Annotated in this window: 19 protein-coding genes; 9 read left to right on the forward strand and 10 right to left on the reverse strand. The window is 67.8% G+C overall.

The features are described from left to right. The first annotated feature begins 34 nt into the window (after nucleotides 1-34). Nucleotides 35-832, forward strand: a complete 798-nt coding sequence (locus ACOZ4N_RS06405) for an enoyl-CoA hydratase/isomerase family protein (RefSeq protein WP_424019098.1) — start codon at nucleotides 35-37, stop codon at nucleotides 830-832. A gap of 18 nt (nucleotides 833-850) precedes the next feature. Here the strand turns inward: ACOZ4N_RS06405 and ACOZ4N_RS06410 are convergent, their stop codons facing one another. Next, on the reverse strand, nucleotides 851-1090 hold the full coding sequence (locus ACOZ4N_RS06410) for a CDGSH iron-sulfur domain-containing protein (RefSeq protein ID WP_424019099.1): 240 nt from the start codon (nucleotides 1088-1090) through the stop codon (nucleotides 851-853). A gap of 100 nt (nucleotides 1091-1190) precedes the next feature. Between ACOZ4N_RS06410 and ACOZ4N_RS06415 the strand changes: the two genes are divergently transcribed. Continuing rightward, complete coding sequence (locus tag ACOZ4N_RS06415) at nucleotides 1191-2822, forward strand: potassium channel family protein (RefSeq protein ID WP_424019100.1); 1632 nt, start codon at nucleotides 1191-1193, stop codon at nucleotides 2820-2822. On the opposite strand, the gene ACOZ4N_RS06420 is transcribed toward ACOZ4N_RS06415, so the two are convergent. The 3 genes from ACOZ4N_RS06420 to ACOZ4N_RS06430 all read right to left on the reverse strand — a co-directional run bounded on the left by ACOZ4N_RS06420 (nucleotide 2819) and on the right by ACOZ4N_RS06430 (nucleotide 4857). Continuing rightward, the gene (locus ACOZ4N_RS06420) at nucleotides 2819-3658 is read right to left on the reverse strand and encodes a DUF7537 family lipoprotein (protein ID WP_424019101.1); all 840 of its coding nucleotides are present in this window, start codon (nucleotides 3656-3658) and stop codon (nucleotides 2819-2821) included. The two genes, ACOZ4N_RS06415 and ACOZ4N_RS06420, sit on opposite strands and share 4 nt — an antisense overlap. Before the next feature lie 134 nt (nucleotides 3659-3792). Further along, entirely contained in the window at nucleotides 3793-4068 is a 276-nt protein-coding gene (locus tag ACOZ4N_RS06425) for a HalOD1 output domain-containing protein (RefSeq protein WP_424019102.1), read from the reverse strand. A gap of 177 nt (nucleotides 4069-4245) precedes the next feature. Then, nucleotides 4246-4857: a DUF998 domain-containing protein gene (locus ACOZ4N_RS06430; RefSeq protein ID WP_424019103.1), complete on the reverse strand. Its 612-nt coding sequence runs from the start codon at nucleotides 4855-4857 to the stop codon at nucleotides 4246-4248. A 226-nt stretch (nucleotides 4858-5083) separates the two neighbouring features. Here ACOZ4N_RS06430 and ACOZ4N_RS06435 point away from each other — a divergent pair, with 226 nt between their 5' ends. From ACOZ4N_RS06435 to ACOZ4N_RS06445, 3 genes are read left to right on the forward strand one after another with little or no spacing between them, the layout of a single operon-like run. Continuing rightward, nucleotides 5084-6376: an RNA-guided endonuclease InsQ/TnpB family protein gene (locus tag ACOZ4N_RS06435; protein WP_424019104.1), complete on the forward strand. Its 1293-nt coding sequence runs from the start codon at nucleotides 5084-5086 to the stop codon at nucleotides 6374-6376. Between the two features lie 43 nt (nucleotides 6377-6419). Further along, nucleotides 6420-6959, forward strand: a complete 540-nt coding sequence (locus tag ACOZ4N_RS06440) for a TlpA family protein disulfide reductase (RefSeq protein ID WP_424019105.1) — start codon at nucleotides 6420-6422, stop codon at nucleotides 6957-6959. After that, entirely contained in the window at nucleotides 6956-7669 is a 714-nt protein-coding gene (locus tag ACOZ4N_RS06445; protein WP_424019106.1) for a cytochrome c biogenesis CcdA family protein, read from the forward strand. Before ACOZ4N_RS06440 ends, ACOZ4N_RS06445 begins: the two co-directional genes overlap by 4 nt. 1 nt (nucleotide 7670) lies before the next feature. Here ACOZ4N_RS06445 and ACOZ4N_RS06450 read toward each other — a convergent pair whose 3' ends face one another. The 3 genes from ACOZ4N_RS06450 to ACOZ4N_RS06460 all read right to left on the reverse strand — a co-directional run bounded on the left by ACOZ4N_RS06450 (nucleotide 7671) and on the right by ACOZ4N_RS06460 (nucleotide 11475). After that, nucleotides 7671-8948: a hypothetical protein gene (locus tag ACOZ4N_RS06450; protein ID WP_424019107.1), complete on the reverse strand. Its 1278-nt coding sequence runs from the start codon at nucleotides 8946-8948 to the stop codon at nucleotides 7671-7673. Nucleotides 8949-9005: 57 nt separating this feature from the next. Then, the gene (locus tag ACOZ4N_RS06455) at nucleotides 9006-9143 is read right to left on the reverse strand and encodes a hypothetical protein (RefSeq protein WP_424019108.1); all 138 of its coding nucleotides are present in this window, start codon (nucleotides 9141-9143) and stop codon (nucleotides 9006-9008) included. 187 nt (nucleotides 9144-9330) lie between these two features. Continuing rightward, nucleotides 9331-11475, reverse strand: coding sequence for an AAA family ATPase (locus ACOZ4N_RS06460; protein ID WP_424019109.1), 2145 nt, complete (start codon nucleotides 11473-11475; stop codon nucleotides 9331-9333). Between the two features lie 77 nt (nucleotides 11476-11552). Here ACOZ4N_RS06460 and ACOZ4N_RS06465 point away from each other — a divergent pair, with 77 nt between their 5' ends. Continuing rightward, nucleotides 11553-11687, forward strand: a complete 135-nt coding sequence (locus tag ACOZ4N_RS06465) for a DUF7128 family protein (RefSeq protein WP_424019110.1) — start codon at nucleotides 11553-11555, stop codon at nucleotides 11685-11687. Between the two features lie 79 nt (nucleotides 11688-11766). Then, complete coding sequence (locus tag ACOZ4N_RS06470) at nucleotides 11767-13713, forward strand: DEAD/DEAH box helicase (protein ID WP_424019111.1); 1947 nt, start codon at nucleotides 11767-11769, stop codon at nucleotides 13711-13713. A 31-nt stretch (nucleotides 13714-13744) separates the two neighbouring features. Here the strand turns inward: ACOZ4N_RS06470 and ACOZ4N_RS06475 are convergent, their stop codons facing one another. Beyond that, nucleotides 13745-13978 (reverse strand): hypothetical protein, encoded by a 234-nt coding sequence (locus tag ACOZ4N_RS06475; protein WP_424019112.1) that lies wholly within the window; start codon nucleotides 13976-13978, stop codon nucleotides 13745-13747. Between the two features lie 216 nt (nucleotides 13979-14194). Here ACOZ4N_RS06475 and ACOZ4N_RS06480 point away from each other — a divergent pair, with 216 nt between their 5' ends. Together ACOZ4N_RS06480 and ACOZ4N_RS06485 are read left to right on the forward strand one after the other, a co-directional pair. Then, on the forward strand, nucleotides 14195-14473 hold the full coding sequence (locus ACOZ4N_RS06480) for a HalOD1 output domain-containing protein (protein WP_424019113.1): 279 nt from the start codon (nucleotides 14195-14197) through the stop codon (nucleotides 14471-14473). Between the two features lie 88 nt (nucleotides 14474-14561). Further along, the gene (locus ACOZ4N_RS06485) at nucleotides 14562-14726 is read left to right on the forward strand and encodes a hypothetical protein (RefSeq protein WP_424019114.1); all 165 of its coding nucleotides are present in this window, start codon (nucleotides 14562-14564) and stop codon (nucleotides 14724-14726) included. On the opposite strand, the gene ACOZ4N_RS06490 is transcribed toward ACOZ4N_RS06485, so the two are convergent. Next, on the reverse strand, nucleotides 14723-16480 hold the full coding sequence (locus ACOZ4N_RS06490; protein WP_424019115.1) for a MutS-related protein: 1758 nt from the start codon (nucleotides 16478-16480) through the stop codon (nucleotides 14723-14725). The two genes, ACOZ4N_RS06485 and ACOZ4N_RS06490, sit on opposite strands and share 4 nt — an antisense overlap. Before the next feature lie 45 nt (nucleotides 16481-16525). Further along, complete coding sequence (locus ACOZ4N_RS06495; RefSeq protein WP_424019116.1) at nucleotides 16526-17005, reverse strand: SRPBCC family protein; 480 nt, start codon at nucleotides 17003-17005, stop codon at nucleotides 16526-16528. Between the last annotated feature and the right edge of the window lie 120 nt (nucleotides 17006-17125).

Below are 17125 nucleotides of genomic sequence, written 5' to 3' on the forward strand. Positions count from 1 at the left end.
CACAGAGTGGACCGCGCGGTCCACGGGGGATCACATGACTGACATCGACACCGATTTCGAGACGATTCGCATCGAGACGCCCGGGAACTACGTCGGCCACCTCGTGCTGGACCGGCCCGAGGACATGAACACCGTCAGCGCGACGATGCTGGAAGAACTGGACGAGGCCGTCGACGTGCTGGAGGATCACGAGGAGGTCCGGGCCATCTACATCACCGGCGAGGGGGAGAAGGCCTTCTCCGCGGGGGCGGACGTGTCCTCCAACGGCGCGATGGACAACCGCGAGGGCGTCGAACACTCCCGGTACGGCCAGCGCGTGTTCGGCAAGTTCCGCGAGAGCGACCTGCCCGTGATCGCCGGCATCGACGGGTACGCGCTCGGCGGCGGCCTCGAACTCTCGATGTGTGCCGACCTCCGCGTGGCGAGTGAGTCCTCGGAGATGGGCCTGCCCGAACACAACCTCGGTCTCCTGCCCGGGTGGGGCGGCACCCAGCGCCTCCAGCGACTCATCGGCGAGAGCGCCGCCAAGTACGTCGTCTTCACCGCCGAGCGCATCCCCGCCGAACGGATGCACGAACTCGGCTTCGTCCACGAAGTCTACGACGACGAGGAGTTCGAGGAGAAGGCCCTCGAGTTCGCCGAGAACGTCGCCGGCGGCCCGCCCATCGCGCAGAAGTACACCAAACGCGCCATGCGGGAAGGCTGGGACAACATGGAGGCCGGCCTCGAACTGGAGGCCAGCGCCTTCGGCCACCTGCTCGACACCGAGGACCTGAGCGAGGGCATCACCGCCTTCGTCACCGACCAGGAACCGGAATTCGAGGGCAAGTGACGGGCGCACCGACTCGGACTAGTCCGAATCGGTAAACACCATCTCCGCGATTTCGTGGCGCGTGTTCTCGTCGTCGTCGCCCTCGTACTTGTACAGTTTCCCGTCGTCCTCGTCGGCGGTCGCCTGATGGGAACCGTCACAGAACGGGTAGTCGCCCGACAACCCGCACATACAGATCGCGATGTTCCCTTTCTCTCCGATGTCGTCCTCGTCGACGATCTTCGGCCCGGTCGCCTCGTGGGTGATCTCTCGTGTCACACGTTGACAAGGACCTCACGAAGCAAAAAGGCGCGGGGTGATTCGGAGGCAACCCTGGTCAGAAAGCGTAAGGGGAGGCTGTTCGTTTGGGCCGATAGCGATGGACACGTGGCAGCGTCGGACGGGATACTATCTCCTCGCGCTCGGTGGGATCATGCTGGGTTACGCGCTGGTCTATCACTGGGCGATGTCGACCTTCGAGGGGATCGACCGCACTTTCCTGCGCTCGCTTCAGATCGTCGTCGAGACGTTCACGACGACCGGGTTCGGCTCGGACGCCTCGTCGTGGGACACCTGGCAGACGAACCTGCTCGTCATCGTCATGGACCTGACCGGCGTGGTTCTGATCTTTCTCGCCCTGCCGGTGCTGTTGTTCCCGCTGTTCGAGGAGACGATCTCCACGACGCCGCCGACGGCAGCCGAGGACGTCGAGGATCACGTCGTCATCTGTGCGTACTCTCCGCGGATCGACATGCTCATCGACGAACTGGACGTGTTCGAGGTGCCGTACGTCGTCCTCGAACCGGACCGTGACCGTGCCGCGGAGCTGGTCGAGGAGGGCGTCGAGGTCGTCCACGGCGATCCGGAGTCGATGGAGACGCTCGAAGCGGTGAATCTGGGATCAGCGCGGGCGCTGGTCGCGGACGTGGACGACTCGACCAACGCCAGTATCGTCCTGACGGCCAAAGCCGCCGCGCCCGACGTGCGGTGTATCACCTTCGTCGAGGACCCCGACATCGCGACCTATCACCGGTATGCCGGGGCCGATCAGGTGTACTCGCCCAGACGACTCATCGGCGAGAGCCTCGCGAGCAAGGTGACCACCGGCATCACCGCCGAGGTGGGCGACGCCGTCGAGATCGGCGAGGACTTCGAGATCGTCGAACTGCCGGTGATGGCCGGCAGTGAACTGGTCGGCGAGACCATCGCCGAGAGCGGCATCCGTGAGCGCACCGGCGCGAACGTCATCGGCGCGTGGTTCCGCGGCGAGTTCGTCAGTCCACCCTCGCTCGACGCACGGCTCGACGAGCAGACGATCCTGCTGGTCGCCGGGCACGAGCGCCAGCTCGAACCGCTCAAGGAGATGACGCTCTCGGAGAAGCGCCGCCGCCGCCGGGGCCACGTCGTCATCTGTGGCCACGGCGAGGTCGGGTCGACCGTCAAAGAGCGCGTCACGGCCGAGGGGGTACCCTGTACGACCGTCGACAAAGAAGACTACGAGGGTGTCGACATCGTCGGTGACGTAACCGAGAAAGACGTACTCCGTGAGGCCGGCGTCGACGAGGCGAGTACGGTCATCCTCGCGCTGTCCTCGGACACCATGACCATCTTCGCGGCGCTGGTGGTCCGCCAGCTCAACCCCGAAGTCGAGATCATCGCCCGCGCCGACCAGACCGAGAGCGTCCGCAAACTCTACCAGGCCGGTGCGGACTACGTTCTCGCCCTGGCGACCGTCAGCGGGCGGATGCTCGCCTCGACGATCTTCGAGGAAGACATCATCTCCTACGACAAGCAAGTGGAGGTCGTGCGGTTCGAACCGGGGCAACTCGTCGGCGAGACGCTGGCCGGGGCCGACATCCGTGCCGAGACCGGCTGTACCGTGATCGCCGTCGAACGCAACGGGGCCGTCATCACCGACCTCGCGCCGGAGTTCGAGATTCAGGAGGGGGACGACGTGATCGTCGCCGGCCCCGACGAGAACATCACCGAGTTCGCCGCGCGCTACGACTAGACCTCGCCGAGCCAATCGGGTTCCTCGACCGTCGTCGAGCCGATATCGGAGAAGACCGCGCTGGCCTCGTAGCCGAAGGAGAAGCCCTCGTCGGTGCCCGAAGTCGCGCTGAAAGAGGCCTCGTGGATGATCCCCTCGGAGTCGACGAACACCGTGCCCTCGACCTGCGTGTCGCTCCCGATGTTCAGTTTCGCGTCGGGCGTCGACACCACGGTTTCGAGGTCGTAGCGGACGAGTTCGGTCCCGTTGCGGCTGACCACGTCGGTCGCGTTGTACTCGCCCGAGCCCAGGATGGTCCGCAGCAGCGTCCGCCCGGTGAAGCTGTCCGGTGCGGTGTCGGCGAACGGCGCGTCGACCGCCGTCGAGACCGCGCCGTACTCGACGCCGGTGGACCCGTCGACCCGGTACGCCGCCGTCCCGTCGGTCAGGTACGAGGTGAAGGTGTTTCCGGAGCCACCGCCGACGATCCGTGTCAGCGTCTCGTTACTGCTCGCCTCGTGTTCGATGGTGTACTCGATGCCCGCGCTGGCGGAGCTTTGACTCCCGCCGGCGGAGAATCCCTTCGTGCCCGAGAGCGTCACGCTCGACCCCGAGAGCGCGGCCTCGTGTTCGTCGAGCAGGGTGGTGACGTTCTCGATGCCGGAGGGCGTCGCACCGGCCGGATAGGCGAAGTTCGTCACCGTCGCCGTCGTCGAGTCGAGCGCCTCCTCGTTGGCGTCCGTCGAATCCGTCCCTGCGTCCGTGGTCGTTCCCTCCCCACCGGAGAGACCCCCTGTACAGCCCGCGAGGGCGACGACGAGAGTCAGCGCCAGCGTCACGAGAACTCGTTTTCGCATATCACCCTATCGGCAACCGTCTTTTGTAAACGTATCGCCCACGTTAGCAGTACGGACGGTGACAGAAATATCATCGCCGCCAGGAGTCGGAAGAAGGGAGGCGTCCGCGACGGTGGCGTACGTCGAGATTCCGGTCAGGCGTCGGGCCGAACGAACTCGGCGGTCCCGTCCTGGTGGACGGTGATCCGGTACTCCTCGTAGCTGAACTCGATGCACATCTGGGCCTCCTCCGCTGGCGGGTTCGAGAACAGGTGATCGAGCACGTGGTCCGCACACTCGAAAATCGTCGCCAGGTCCGTCGGCTCCCGGTCCTCGATGTCGGCGACGGCCTGGGCGACCTCCACCGCCGGTTCCTCGGCATCGGTGTCGAGCGTCCGGCGAACGATCCGGTCGTCGGGACTGTCTGCCATTGCCGAGAGACGTACCCGTCCCAAGTGCAAAGACTCCGCTATTCCGGCACGCACGGCGCAATCGAGTGCTGGTTTCGCGGCACGGACACCACGGTACTGGGGGACCAACGCTGACGAACGTACAGCGTTCCGTCGACGAGTGGCTGCCGAGAGGTGGGTGCGGTTCCGGATCGACGGTCAGCCGGACAGCCCGAGCCGTCGTCGGACCCACAGCGCCGTCGCGACGGTCCAGCCGGCCAGCGCGGCCGCGCCGACGACCTCCGGCAGGGCCAGCCCCGGCCGGCTGAACTCCCCAGTGGCTACCCAGACCGCCCACGCGCCGACGTTGAGCAGGCCCAGGAAAACGGTCACGCCGCCGCGAGTCCGGTCACCGGCCAGGAGGTTGCCGGCTCCATACACCCACAGCGCCAGCGACAGGAGGACGTAGAAGGAGACGGCGACGAAAAAGTGGGCGTCCTGCGGGAGCGGGAACACGCCGATCAGCGCCATCGAGAGCGACGTGAGCCCGAACAGCCCGATGCCCGCGAGTTCGACGAGGTTGCGCGCGGCCAGGAACAGGGCGTACCCGAACCCGAGGGCGACGACCCCGCCCGAGATCAGGCCGCCGTTGAACAGGAGACGCGTCAGATCCGTCGCGACGGGGCCGGTCGGGCCGCCGAGTTCGGAGAGTGCGTTCCCGGTCCACGCGAACGAGGGTGAGACGACTGTCGCGAGCAGGACGCCGACGAACGAGAGGACAGGGGCCGCCACCCCGGCCCAGACGCTCGCCCGCTCGACTGTGTCGGTCATAGACCCGCTGTCCAGACGCCGACTAATCAACGGTTCGGTCTCCATAGCGACCGTTCGGTCGCGTAACGGTCGTGCGGTCTCGGCTCACAGCTGTAACAGCGCGGAAGCCCACCCCTTCAGGGGTGGGAGCAAGCGCGTACCTTCCGTGCAACGATCCACCAGTATCAGCATTCCTGACTCCCAATATAATAAAAATATTAATAAAGAATAGATACTACTGTGACGTATGGCGTGGGAGGTGACTCGAACGGTTCGCGTCCGTCTCGACGTACCCGACGACCGCAAGAGCGACCTCCACGCTACCAACAGCAAGTTCCAGTACTGTGCGAACCGCACCGCAGACTGGGCGTGGCGCTATCCCGACGAAGACTGCGTGACCAGCAAGAGTGAAGCCGAAGCCGCTATTTATGACGATCTCCGCGACGAGACGGACGGCTTGCACGCGAACCTCGTCCAGAAAGCCATCAAACGCGCTACCGACGATATTGGGAACTGCGTAGACAGGCTTACCGAGGGCGAGACCACCAGCAAGCCCGAATACGATACGTTCAGCATCGTCTACGACAAGCGAGCGGCCACCTACTACCGCGACAAGGTAAGTCTCGCCACGGTCAACGGCAGAGTCGAATGCGAGTACGACCTGCCCGACGACCCCGACGGCACTCCCCACGGCGAGTACCTGCTGAACGACGACTACGAGTTTGCAACAAGCACCGTCCACTACGACAGCGAAGCCGACGAGTTCTACCTTCACGCCGCGATGGAACGGGAACTCGACGCGAGCAGTCCTGAGAAAGCCGAGGATTCGAGAGTCCTTGGCGTGGACTGCAACGTTGACGACCACATCGCCGTGACCTCGACTGGGACGTTCATCGGCAACGCCGACTCCCTCAACCACGAGCGCCGCGAGTTCGAGAAACGGCGTGCCAGCCTGCAACGGACCGGGACGCGAAGCGCCCACCTGACCTACCACCGCATCGGTGACAGGTTCGGACGCTGGAGCGAGGACTACCTGCATCGGTGTTCCAAGCAGATCATCTCGGAAGCCCAAGGCCACGGCTGTACGCACATCGCGTTCGAGGACCTGGCACAGATTCGAGAGTGCATCAGCGACGGCAAGAAATTCCAGCAGTGGGCATTCCGTGCGTTACAGGAACAAGTTGCGTACAAAGCCGACGAACACGGCGTCGTGGTCGAGACAGTCGAACCGTCCTACACGAGCCAGCAATGCTCGAAATGTGGCTGTACGCTCGAAAAAAACCGCGACGGGCAACGCTTCGCCTGCCTCGACTGTTCGTACTCGGTGAACGCCGACTACAACGCGGCGAAGAATATCGCCCGGAAACTCGCACTCAAACTCCAGCGGGGGCAGAAGTCCCCTGCTGGAGGGGCGTTCTGTCAGTACGCCCTGAAGTCGGGGGTGATGACCGTGAACGCGACTGACGTAGCGTCCGACACTCCCGTGTCGGCAGAACGGGAGTCCACCGACAAGCCCACCGCTTCAGCGGTGGGTAGCTGACGATGACGGGCCTTTTTTCTACGCCCGGCCCCGAGGCCCGAGTATGCGCGGGTACGACCGTCGGACGTTCCTGGCCGCCACCGGGGCCGCAGTGACGGCACTGAGTGGGTGTACCCAACTGCCCGGGTCGCGCGATGGGCCCGGCGCGGGCGGGGGGAACGGTGCCGGAACCGGCGACGGCGCGCAAACGCTCGATACGCTCGACGTGGGTGGCTCCCCCGGCGAGACGATGCCGGTCGTGCCCGAGGACACCGTGACGTTACTCGATTTCTTCGCGACGTACTGCGCCCCCTGCAAGCCACAGATGGCGGAGTTGCGGGAAGTCCGGTCGGCGTTCCCGGACGTACACATGCTGTCGATCACCTGGGAACGGGACGAGACCACCGTCCGTTCGTTCTGGCGGGAGTACGACGGGACCTGGCCCGTCGCGATGGACCCCGAGGTCGAGACGGGGCCGACCTACGACGTGCAGGCACTGCCGACGATGCTGGTCGTCGACGCCGACGGGACCGAGACCTGGCGACACAAGGGGCTCGCGGCGGCGGCGACCATCGAGGCGGAACTGGAGGCGGCCCGGCAGTGACGGACCTCGGGGTGGCCCGGCTGACCTACGCGTTCACCCTGGGGGCGGGCACCTTCTTCGCTCCCTGTGCGTTCCCGCTCCTGCCCGGGTACGTGGCCTACTATCTCGGGACCTCCGAGGACGGTGGATCGACGGGGTCGGTCCCGCGCCGCCTCGGTCGCGCGGTCGGCGTCGGCCTGCTGGTGAGTCTCGGGTTCGCGCTGGTGTACGGCGCGCTCGCGCTCTCCCTCGCCGCGGTCGGGCCACGGATCGTCGAGAACATCGCGGCGCTGGAACTGGTCGTCGGCCTCGCGCTGATCGCCGTCGGCGGCGTGATGGCGACCGGGCGGTTCCGGGCGACGACGCTACACGTGCCCCTGCCCGAGCGGCGGCGCTCGGCAGCGGGCTACGTCCTGTTCGGCGTGGTCTACGCCGCGGCGGCCGCGGGGTGTACCGCCCCGCTCTTTCTCGGCGTGGCCTTCGCCGCTGTGACGACCGGCCCCGTCGCGACGGTGACGACGCTGGGCGCGTACGCCGCTGGCATGAGCGTCCTGATGATCGGCGTCACGACCGCGACTGCGCTGGGTCGTGACGCCGTGCTGAAACGGCTGTCGGCGGCGACCGGTCGTATCTCGCAGGTCGCTGGCCTCGTCGTCGTGCTGGCCGGGCTGGTACAGCTGTACTACTTCCTGGTCGTCTTCGACGGACTGGCGACGCTCGGGCTGGCCTGAGTCACTCCGCTTCCGATTCGGGCGGTTCGACGACGACCTCGCCGTCCTCGGTCGAGACGGTCGTCCCGTCGACGAAGCCACGCTCGCCGACGAGCAACGCGAACGTGCGTCCGTCGATCCGTCGCAGCGCGAACGCGTCGGTCCCGCGGGTCCAGCCCGCGGCCGAGTCGGTGGCGTAGCCGTCGAGATAGTCGGCGACGGCACGGCGGGCCTCGGTCGCGTTCGCCCCGTCGTCGAAGCGCAGGACCCAGGCGTAGCTCCGGTCCGCCTCGCGGTAGAACGGGACGAGGCGGTCGTTGCCCCAGCCGGTGGCCGCCGCGACCGCCCGGTCGTGGGGGAGTTCGCTGTCCAGCAGGAGGCGCAGGAACAGTTCACCGCGGCTGTCGGTCGAATCGTCGACCCACGCCGTGTCGGCGTCCGCGACCGTGACGGCGAGCGGTGTCGGCGGGTCGCCGGTGCGGTGGAGTAACTGTTCGGTGGTCGCCGGCGGATCGGCGTACACCGACTGCAGGTCCCGGGTGCCGTCGACCGAGGCGGCCACGTACCGCGCCCCGTGGTAGTACGCCCCCCAGAACAGGCGCGTCCCGGCGCTGGCGTCGGCGTAGATGCGAGCCAGCGTCTCCCGCTCGGTCTCGACCTCGGGCAGGTACCGTCGCGTATAGCGAGTCGAGACGTACGTGGCCGCACCCTCGACGAGACTCCGGACGACGTACTCCCCGTCCGTGGTGTCCGCCCGGGTGGGGGGCAGTCGGTCGGGGAGCCGCGAGACCGTGCCGCGGTCGAACTGGACGACGTGAACGAACTCGTGGGCGAGCGTGCGCTCGATCCGGTCCGGGGACGCGTCGCCGGGAGCCACGTACACCGTCTCGTCGGGCGTCGTCGCACCGCCGACCCGGATCTCGCTCTCGGCGGCCGGGCGTGGTGCTTCGATCCCCAGCGACGCCTCGAACTCGCCGGCCTCGGGTCGAAGGCCGTCACCCCGGGTCGGCTGGTCGCGCACCTCGACCGTCGGTGGCCCCGTCGACGCGTCCAGCAGGTGGCGAAGCCGTGCGAACACCGGCCCCGGGCTGACGGGGAGGTCGCCGTCGGCGACCGCGACCGTCGCTGGTTCCGGCGTCCCCGGGAGCGGCGGCAACTGGTCCGTCGACGGATCGGTTGCTGCTGGCGCGACCGACTCCGTCGGTGTGTCGGGGGTGTCCGTCGTCGAGGGCTTGATCGGCGCGTTACACCCCGCGAACAACACCAGGAGGCAGACGGCGATACGGGCGGCCCGTCGCATACCCCGTGGTCCACGCCGGGCGATATAAAGCTCGGGAGAAAACCGGCTGACGGCGGCTCAGTGCTGGTCGCTCTCTGCGTCGAACAGCCCCGTGATCGGGACCTCGTTGTCGGTCGCGAACGTCAGCGGTGCGCCGGTGGTCTCGTCGCCGGTGGTCGTGGGTCGAGTCGTCGGGGTCGGTGTGCGTGTACTCATTGTGGATGTCTGCGAACCGCGCAATCTTGGAACGATACCGATACGGGTCAGGAGAGAAGCGAACAGCGCCCGCGTACTATCGGTATCATCGTGACACGTAGGGGTAGTTCGCAATCTGTAATAAATGTTCCTGTCAGACCCGCGTGCCGGGAATCGGGAGGTGCATCTCGCGGCGGGAGTCGCTACCTCACTCGCGTCGCTCCAGTTCGGCCAGGGCCGCCTCGAAGTGATCGGCCCCGATCACCACCTCGTCGGCGCGGGCGGTCGCCTCCGAAGGCCCGTGTTCGCGGGCGAACGCGCGGATGGCGCGCATCGAGGCGTCCCGGACCAGTGCGTCGAGTTCCGCCCCGGAGAACCCCGCTGTCTCGGCGGCCAGATCGACCAGCGACACGTCGTCGGCGATGGGTTTCTCGCGGGTGTGGACGTCGAGAATCTCGCGGCGAGCGTCGGCGTCGGGGTCGGGCACCTCGATGTGTTCCTCCAGTCGACCAGGGCGAAGCAGGGCGGGATCGAGCGCGTCTCGGCGGTTCGTCGCCGCCAGCACCACGAGGTTCGGGTTCTCGGCCAGCCCGTCGAGTTCCGTCAGGAGTTGCGAGACGACCCGCTCGGTCGCCTCGCCGGTCTCGCCCCGACGGCCGGCGATGGCGTCGATCTCGTCGAAGAAGACGATAGAGGGGGCGGCCTGCCGGGCGCGCTCGAACACCTCCCGAACGGCCTTCTCGGACTCGCCGACGTACTTGTCCAGCAGTTCCGGGCCGGCGACGTGGACGAAGTTCACGTCGCTCTCGCCGGCCAGCGCCCGCGCGAGCAGGGTCTTGCCGGTTCCGGGCGGGCCGTACAGCAGGACACCCGAGGGCGGATCGGTCTTCGTGGCCTCGAACAGTTCGGTGTAGGAAAGCGGCCACTCGACGGCCTCGGTGAGGCGGTCCTTGGCCTCGGCCAGCCCACCCACGTCGTCGAAGGAGACGCCCGGCGACTCGGCGACGTACTCCCGCATCGCGGAGGGGTCGACCGCCGCCAGCGCCGCCTCGAAGTCCTCGCGGGCGACGACCGGTTCCTCGCGGGTGCGCCGGAGCGCGGACATCGCGGCCTCGGTGACGAGCGACTGGAGGTCCGCACCGACGAACCCGTGAGTCCGGGCGGAGAGCCGGTCGAGGTCAACGTCGTCGTCGAGTGGCATTCCGCGCGTGTGGACCTCCAGGATCTCGTGACGGCCCGTCTCGTCCGGGACGCCGATCTCGATCTCGCGGTCGAAGCGGCCGCCCCGCCGGAGTGCGGGGTCGATGCTGTCGACGCGGTTGGTCGCGCCGATGACGACCACGCGGCCCCGATCCTCCAGCCCGTCGAGGAGGGTCAGCAGTTGCGCGACCACACGATTTTCCATGTCGGCGTCCTCGTCGCGCTGGCCGGCGATGGAGTCGATCTCGTCGATAAAGAGGATCGCCGGTGCGTTGGCCTCGGCCTCCTCGAAGGCCTCCCGGAGTCGTTCCTCGCTCTCGCCTTTGTACTTCGAGACGACTTCCGGCCCGGAGATGGTCCGGAAGTGGGCGTCGACCTCGTTGGCGACGGCGCGGGCGATCAGCGTCTTCCCGGTGCCGGGCGGGCCGTACAGCAGGACGCCCTTCGGCGGGTCGATGCTCAGGCGGCGGAACAGGTCCGGCTCCGAGAGCGGGAGTTCGATCATCTCCCGCACCATGTCGAGTTCGTCGTCGAGGCCGCCGATGTCCTCGTAGGTCGAACCGAGGTCTTCCGCCTGCTCGCCGGCCCCGGCGGCCGCGTCGGCGTCGGGGTCGGGGGCGTCGTCCGGGAGTGCGTCGCCGCCGGCGGCACCGTCGCCCAGGTCGAGGTCGATGCCGGGCAGGACGGTGACCTCGGTCTCCTCGACGACACGGACCGGGCCGTCCGGATCGGTCAGGGAGACGACCACGACGCCGAGGCCGTCGACGTGGACGCGCTCGCCCTCCCGGATCGGGCGGTCGAGCAGGGCGTCGGCAACGAGCGCGTCGGCGTCCCCGTCCTCGGGCAGTGACTCGGTTGGCCGGACCGAGACGATGCTGGCTTCCGCGACGGACGTGGTCGCGACGGTGACGGTCTCGCCGATGTTGACGCCGGCGTTGGCGCGGGTGTCGGCGTCGATGCGGACCACGTCGTCGCCGTCGTCGGTCGGCCAGACCTTCGCGACGGTCTCGCGCTCGCCGCGGACGACGACGGGATCACCGCTGAGGACGCCCAGTCGACGCCGCGCGGACTCGGGGAGGCGTGCCACGCCGCGGCCGGCGTCGCGTTTGTCGGCGCCGGCGACGGTCAACTCGACGCCGTGCTCGTCACTCATGCGCGGCCGTAGTCGCCCCACCGTCAAGAGGTTTCCCCGGAGAAACGCATATACCGCCGGGCGTACCACTCTCTCACATGGTCGTGCAAACCCAGCGCGACGAGGTTACCTGGTACAAGTGCGAGGCGTGCGGACTCATGTTCGACTCCAAGGAGGACGCCCGTCAGCACGAGTCCGACTGTGACGGGGAAGACCCGTCGTACATCCAGTGATCGTCGGGGGCCACCGGGCGCTTTCTCAAACGTTCGCGGGACGTAAGCCGTTTGTCCGTCCACCGCCAATCGCCCTGTAGTGACCGACAGCGACGAGTCCGACGGTACCGACACGGCGGACGAGGAGACGCATACCGACGGTGACCCACCGGCCGGCGACGCGGCGCTCGACGCCGAGACGTTCGCCGACGTAGTGCAGGAGATCGGCCGGCCAGTCGTCACCGCCAGCCACGTCGCGCAGGCGCTGGAGTGGACCCAGGACGAGGCCAGCACCGCCCTCGACGCGCTGGCCGACGAGCGCGCGGTCGACCGACTCGACGTGTCGGCCGACCCCGTGGTCTGGTACCCGACCGACTGGTCGCGGCTGGTCGAACGCGAGCGGGTGATCCTGTTCCCCGGCCGCCGCGAGATCGTCGTCGATCACCCGACGCAGTTCACGCGGGCACAACTCTCGCAGTTCGCCCACCTCGTCGACACCACCCACCGAGGCGGGTATCTCTACGAACTCCGCCGCGAGGACATCTGGGGCGCGCCCTACGACGAGTTCGAGGACCTGCTGGGCACCGTCAGGGACGTGCTGCCCGAACGGTCGCCCGAACTGGAGGAGTGGATCGAAGACCAGTGGAAACGCGCCCACCGCTTTACCCTCCGGACACACGAGGACGGCTACGTCGTCCTCGAAGCCGCGACGGACGCGCTGATGGGCAACGTGGCCCGCGAGAAACTCGACGAGGGACAGCTCCGGGCGGCCATCTCCGACACGGAGAGCTGGGTCGCCGAGGAAGCGGTCGCCGAAGTCAAGCGCACCCTCTACGAGGCCGGCTACCCGGTTCAGGACGAGCGCGACCTCGATTCCGGCGAAGCGCTCGACCTCGATCTGGACCTCGACCTCCGGGACTACCAGCACGAGTGGGTGAGCGAGTTCATGGAGACCAAATCCGGCGTGCTGGTGGGGCCGCCCGGCGCGGGCAAGACCGTCGCGGCGCTGGGCATTCTGGCTCGCGTCGGCGGCGAATCGCTGATCCTCGTCCCGAGCCGCGAACTCGCCGGCCAGTGGCGCGAGGAGATCCTCGCGCGGACGACCCTGACAGAAGAACAGGTCGGCGAGTACCACGGCGGTGAGAAGACCGTCGCGCCGGTGACCATCGCCACCTACCAGACCGCCGGGATGGACCGGCACCGCCAGCTGTTCGACAGCCGCGAGTGGGGGCTGGTGATCTACGACGAGGTCCACCACATTCCCGCCGCCGTCGCGCGACGGAGTGCGGACCTCCAGACCAAACACCGCCTCGGACTCTCCTCCTCGCCCGTCCGCGAGGACGACAGGGAGGAGGAGATCTACACGCTGATCGGCCCGCCCATCGGGACGGACTGGGACGCCCTGTTCGAGGCCGGCTTCGTCGCCGAGCCGGAGGTCGAGATCCGATACGTCCCCTGGGTCGACGAGGACGCGCGCAACCAGTACGTCAGTTCCGACGGCCACGAGCGCCGACAGCTGGCGGCGTCGAACCCGGCGAAGGTGGAGGAAGCGCGCTACATCCTCTCCCGGCATCCCGACAAGAAGGCGCTCGTCTTCTGTGACTACCTCGATCAGGGGCGGGAGCTGTCGGCCGCTCTCGACGTGCCATTCGTCAGCGGCGAGATGCCACACAGCCAGCGCGAGCGCTATCTCGACGAGTTCCGGCGTGGCGACCGCGACACGCTGATCGTCTCCCGGGTCGGCGACGAGGGGATCGACCTCCCCGACGCCGAGCTTGCGGTCGTCGCCTCCGGGCTGGGCGGGTCGCGCCGGCAGGGGGCCCAGCGAGCCGGGCGGACCATGCGCCCGGAAGGCAAATCGCTGGTCTACGTGCTGGCCACGCGCGGGAGCCGCGAGGAGGACTTCGCCCAACGCCGGATGCGCCACCTCTCGTCGAAGGGCGTCCGCGTCTCCGAGGCCGAAGCGGAGGCGGTCACCGACGACGCGGCCGAGGGAGACACGGCTGCTGGAGACGCGGCCACCGACGACGAGGATAGCAGTCGCTGACGAGTCGGGACGGCACGAAGGGAGAACCGGGTCACTGCGTCGGTCGGATCGGCGGGTTGACGAACAGCGCGTCCAGCAACGCGAGCGCGCCGACCGCCGACGCGCCGACGAGCGTCGTCCGGAACGGCACCGACAGCAGATGGCCGAGGACGACGCTCAGTACGAACACCACCGGAATGAACGCGAGTACGAGATCGTACCGCGACAGGGAGTCGAGCGTCTGGAGTCCGATACGATCCGAGCCAGCGTTGTCACTCCGGGGCATGCGTGTCACCTCCTCCAGTTGTAACTACCACACAATTCCACTAAAATCTTACTCCGATACAGTTCAGTGAACACACTTCGAACACCGGCGGCGGTTCAGAAAATAATCCAAAAATAATACGAGATGGTTATCTCACCTCGAACGGCGATTCCGTCGTGGCACCGGCGACTGGTCGCCGTCACGACGCTTATCTCGGTCGGGGTGTAAGTGGACCCCATGGATTCGGATTCGCACGACGACGCGGTGTCGACCGGCGGTGGAGAGACCACCCGGACGATAGACTGGTCCCGGCCGGACCCCGTCAGCAGTGCCGTCGTCGAGGCCGCCGTGGCGAAGACGGGCACCGACGCGGTGTCGTTGCCACCACTGGAGGAGTTCGTGGACGGCGACGCGCTGAACCGTTTGTTCACGCGGGATACCGACGGACGACTGTCCTTCGAGTACGCCGGGCTGGCAGTCGTCGTCTCGACGCTCGACGGCGTGACCGTGAGTTGAGCTGGCAGGTTCCACAAGACACAGGGGCGTCGCGGCCGTAACGCCGGGTATGCATGAACCCGGGAGTCGGCCGGCGGAGGGCCAGCGAGTGCGCACCACACTCGACGGTGCGGACGTGCGAGGGACCGTGGAATCGGTGACGTACACGCCGAAGAAGGGAAACCTGATCGCGAAAGTGACGCTCGACGAGCCGGGGCCGGACGGGCAGTCGGCGCTGGCTGTCGCCGTCGAAGACCTCACCGAACTCGACTAGTTCTGTGACCACTTGGCGTCGGCCAGCGTCCGCTGGACCGCCTCCTGTCCGACCGCAGTGGCCAGCGTCTCGAATCCGGCGCGTTCCTTCCGGTCGTCGGCGTTGGCGACGAGTCGTGAGACGATGAACTCCGGCGTGGACTTCCCCACAGTGCCGAAGCGGGGCTGGTAATCCACCGAGAGGTCAAGCTCGGTGGTCAGGCCCTCGGCGAAGATGCCGTCGGTCCGGGCTTCCTCGGGGAGCGGTTCGAGGTCGTCGGCGAGGTGGGTGACGAACACGCCCAGCGCGTCCTCGTCGACGGTCAGCGTCACCAGCCCGTGCAACAGGTCGGCGGCGCTCCCCGGTTCGGTGATGGCCTCGAACTCGTCGACCAGCATCAGCGTCCGACCCGCGTCGGTCAACGGTGGCACGACGGTTTGCAGTGTGGACTCCAGCACGCCCGCGTTGAAACTGGCGTGGCGGCGGTGGAACACGATCACGTCCACGATGCCGACCTCGGCGGCTTCGGCCGGGACCGGCAACCCCATCTGGGCGAGCAGTTGTACCTGACAGAGCGTCTCCAGCAGGGTCGTCTTCCCCCCGCTGTTGGCCCCTGTGAGGACGGTCACGCGGTCGCCGGCCGGCGGCGCGGAGGCGGACGGAAAGTCCAGGTCGTGGTCGCCGACGGCGTAGTCGACGGGCTGGACGGTCACGTCGGCCGCCTGCAGGTCGAGATTCCGCGCGCCACGGACGGCGACGGTCTCGCGGTCCTCGACGAAGGTCGGTCGCGTCAGGTCGAACGCGTCGGCGAAGCGAGCCAGCGAGACGTACAGCGCCGCGTCGTCGACGGCGGCGACGGCGGCGTCGATATCCTCGCGGGCGTCCTCGATGGCCCCCTCCAGATCGGCGACGATCTCGGCCTCGCGCTCCTCGACCGCACTCCGGCGGTCCTCGGCCAGGTTCCGGAGACTCTCGCCGACGAAGCCCGCCGCGTCGGTGGCGTCGCCGGGCATCGCCTCCCTGACCGCGGCCGCGGGGACGCCACTCTCGTCGGTGACGTGGCGGCGGAACGCCTCGCGGAACTCGTCGGCCCCCCGAGCGCTCCCCTGGACTGCCTCCACGACCGCGCTCTGGTTCGCGGCGAGTTCGTCGACGGCAGCGTACTGGTCGCGCAACTCGTCGAGGCGGTCGTCGACACCCCTGTCGACGCCGCCCTCGCCCAGCGCCGCGAGCGCGTCGGCGGCGTCGGCCAGCGCGTCGCGGTCCAGTTCGGACACGCGGTCGAAGACGCCGCCGCTGACGCCCAGATCGAGCAGTTCGACCGCCGTCTCGACCGCCGAGCGTTCGCCGCCGGAAACGCTGTCGTGGGCCTCGAAGGCCTCGACGACGGCCTCACGGTCGCCCTCCGAGAGCGCAGTCCAGGCGTCGACGGCCGCGAGGACGGTATCGAGGCGATCCGTCATCGCCTCGCGCTCGCGCAGGGGTGTCAACACGCGGATGCGGTCCTCGGCGTGGCGCGTGACGGCGAACTGGCTGGCCAGGTCGAGGATCGACTTGTACACGTCCCGCGTGTCGCGGGTCGCGAGGACGGCCATCCCCTCGCCGCCGTTGGCGCGCCGGAGAATCCGGGTGGCGCGTCCCCGGCCGAGTCCAGCCTCCATCAGCGCGCGGCTATCGGCGCTCTCGATGGCCTCGATGGCCGCCGCCTCGCCGATACTGTCGGCCAGCACCGCCTTCGTCTTGGGCCCGACGCCCCAGTACTCCTCCAGTCGCATACCCCCGGCCAGACACGGCGCGGTCTTAGTGGTTCGGAAACCCGACTACTCCAGCAGTTTCCGCGTCTGCCGGTGACGGTACCGGAACATCGGTTCCATCCCGACGACCGCGAGCGGTGACACCGCCCGGCCGAGTGCGCCCAGCGGGAGTTCGTACTCGACCCTGTCGTGGACGATGGTGCCGTCGCCGTCGGCGAAGAAGGAGTGGGTGTGTTCCCACTCGGCGAAGGGACCGCCGTCCATCGTGTCGCGGAACATCGCCGAGCCGTCGCTCTCCTCGCGTTCGACGATCACCGAGATCCACTCCTGGCGTGGGCCCACGCCGAACGGGCGAACCGACGACTCGATCCGCGATCCGGTTTCGAGTATCCCGGGATCGGGGTCGCCGTCGGGACCAGTGACCGACTCGATCTCCAGGTTCATCCAGCCGGGCGTCAACGCTTCGAGCCCCGTCACCCGGGAGTGAAAGTCCCACACCTCGTCGAACGGCGCATCGACCCGGACTGTTCGCTGGTACTGAGACACGGACGGACTAGGGCCAGCACGGGTAAAACTCCGGCGTTCGAGGAGATCGCTGGAGCGTCGAACCACTGCTACCGAAGATCGGTCGGAAAATCAACCACTCCGACAGAAGCCTGAGAACCG

It is taken from the genome of Halorientalis pallida, assembly GCF_049605515.1.
Classification (GTDB): domain Archaea; phylum Halobacteriota; class Halobacteria; order Halobacteriales; family Haloarculaceae; genus Halorientalis; species Halorientalis pallida_A.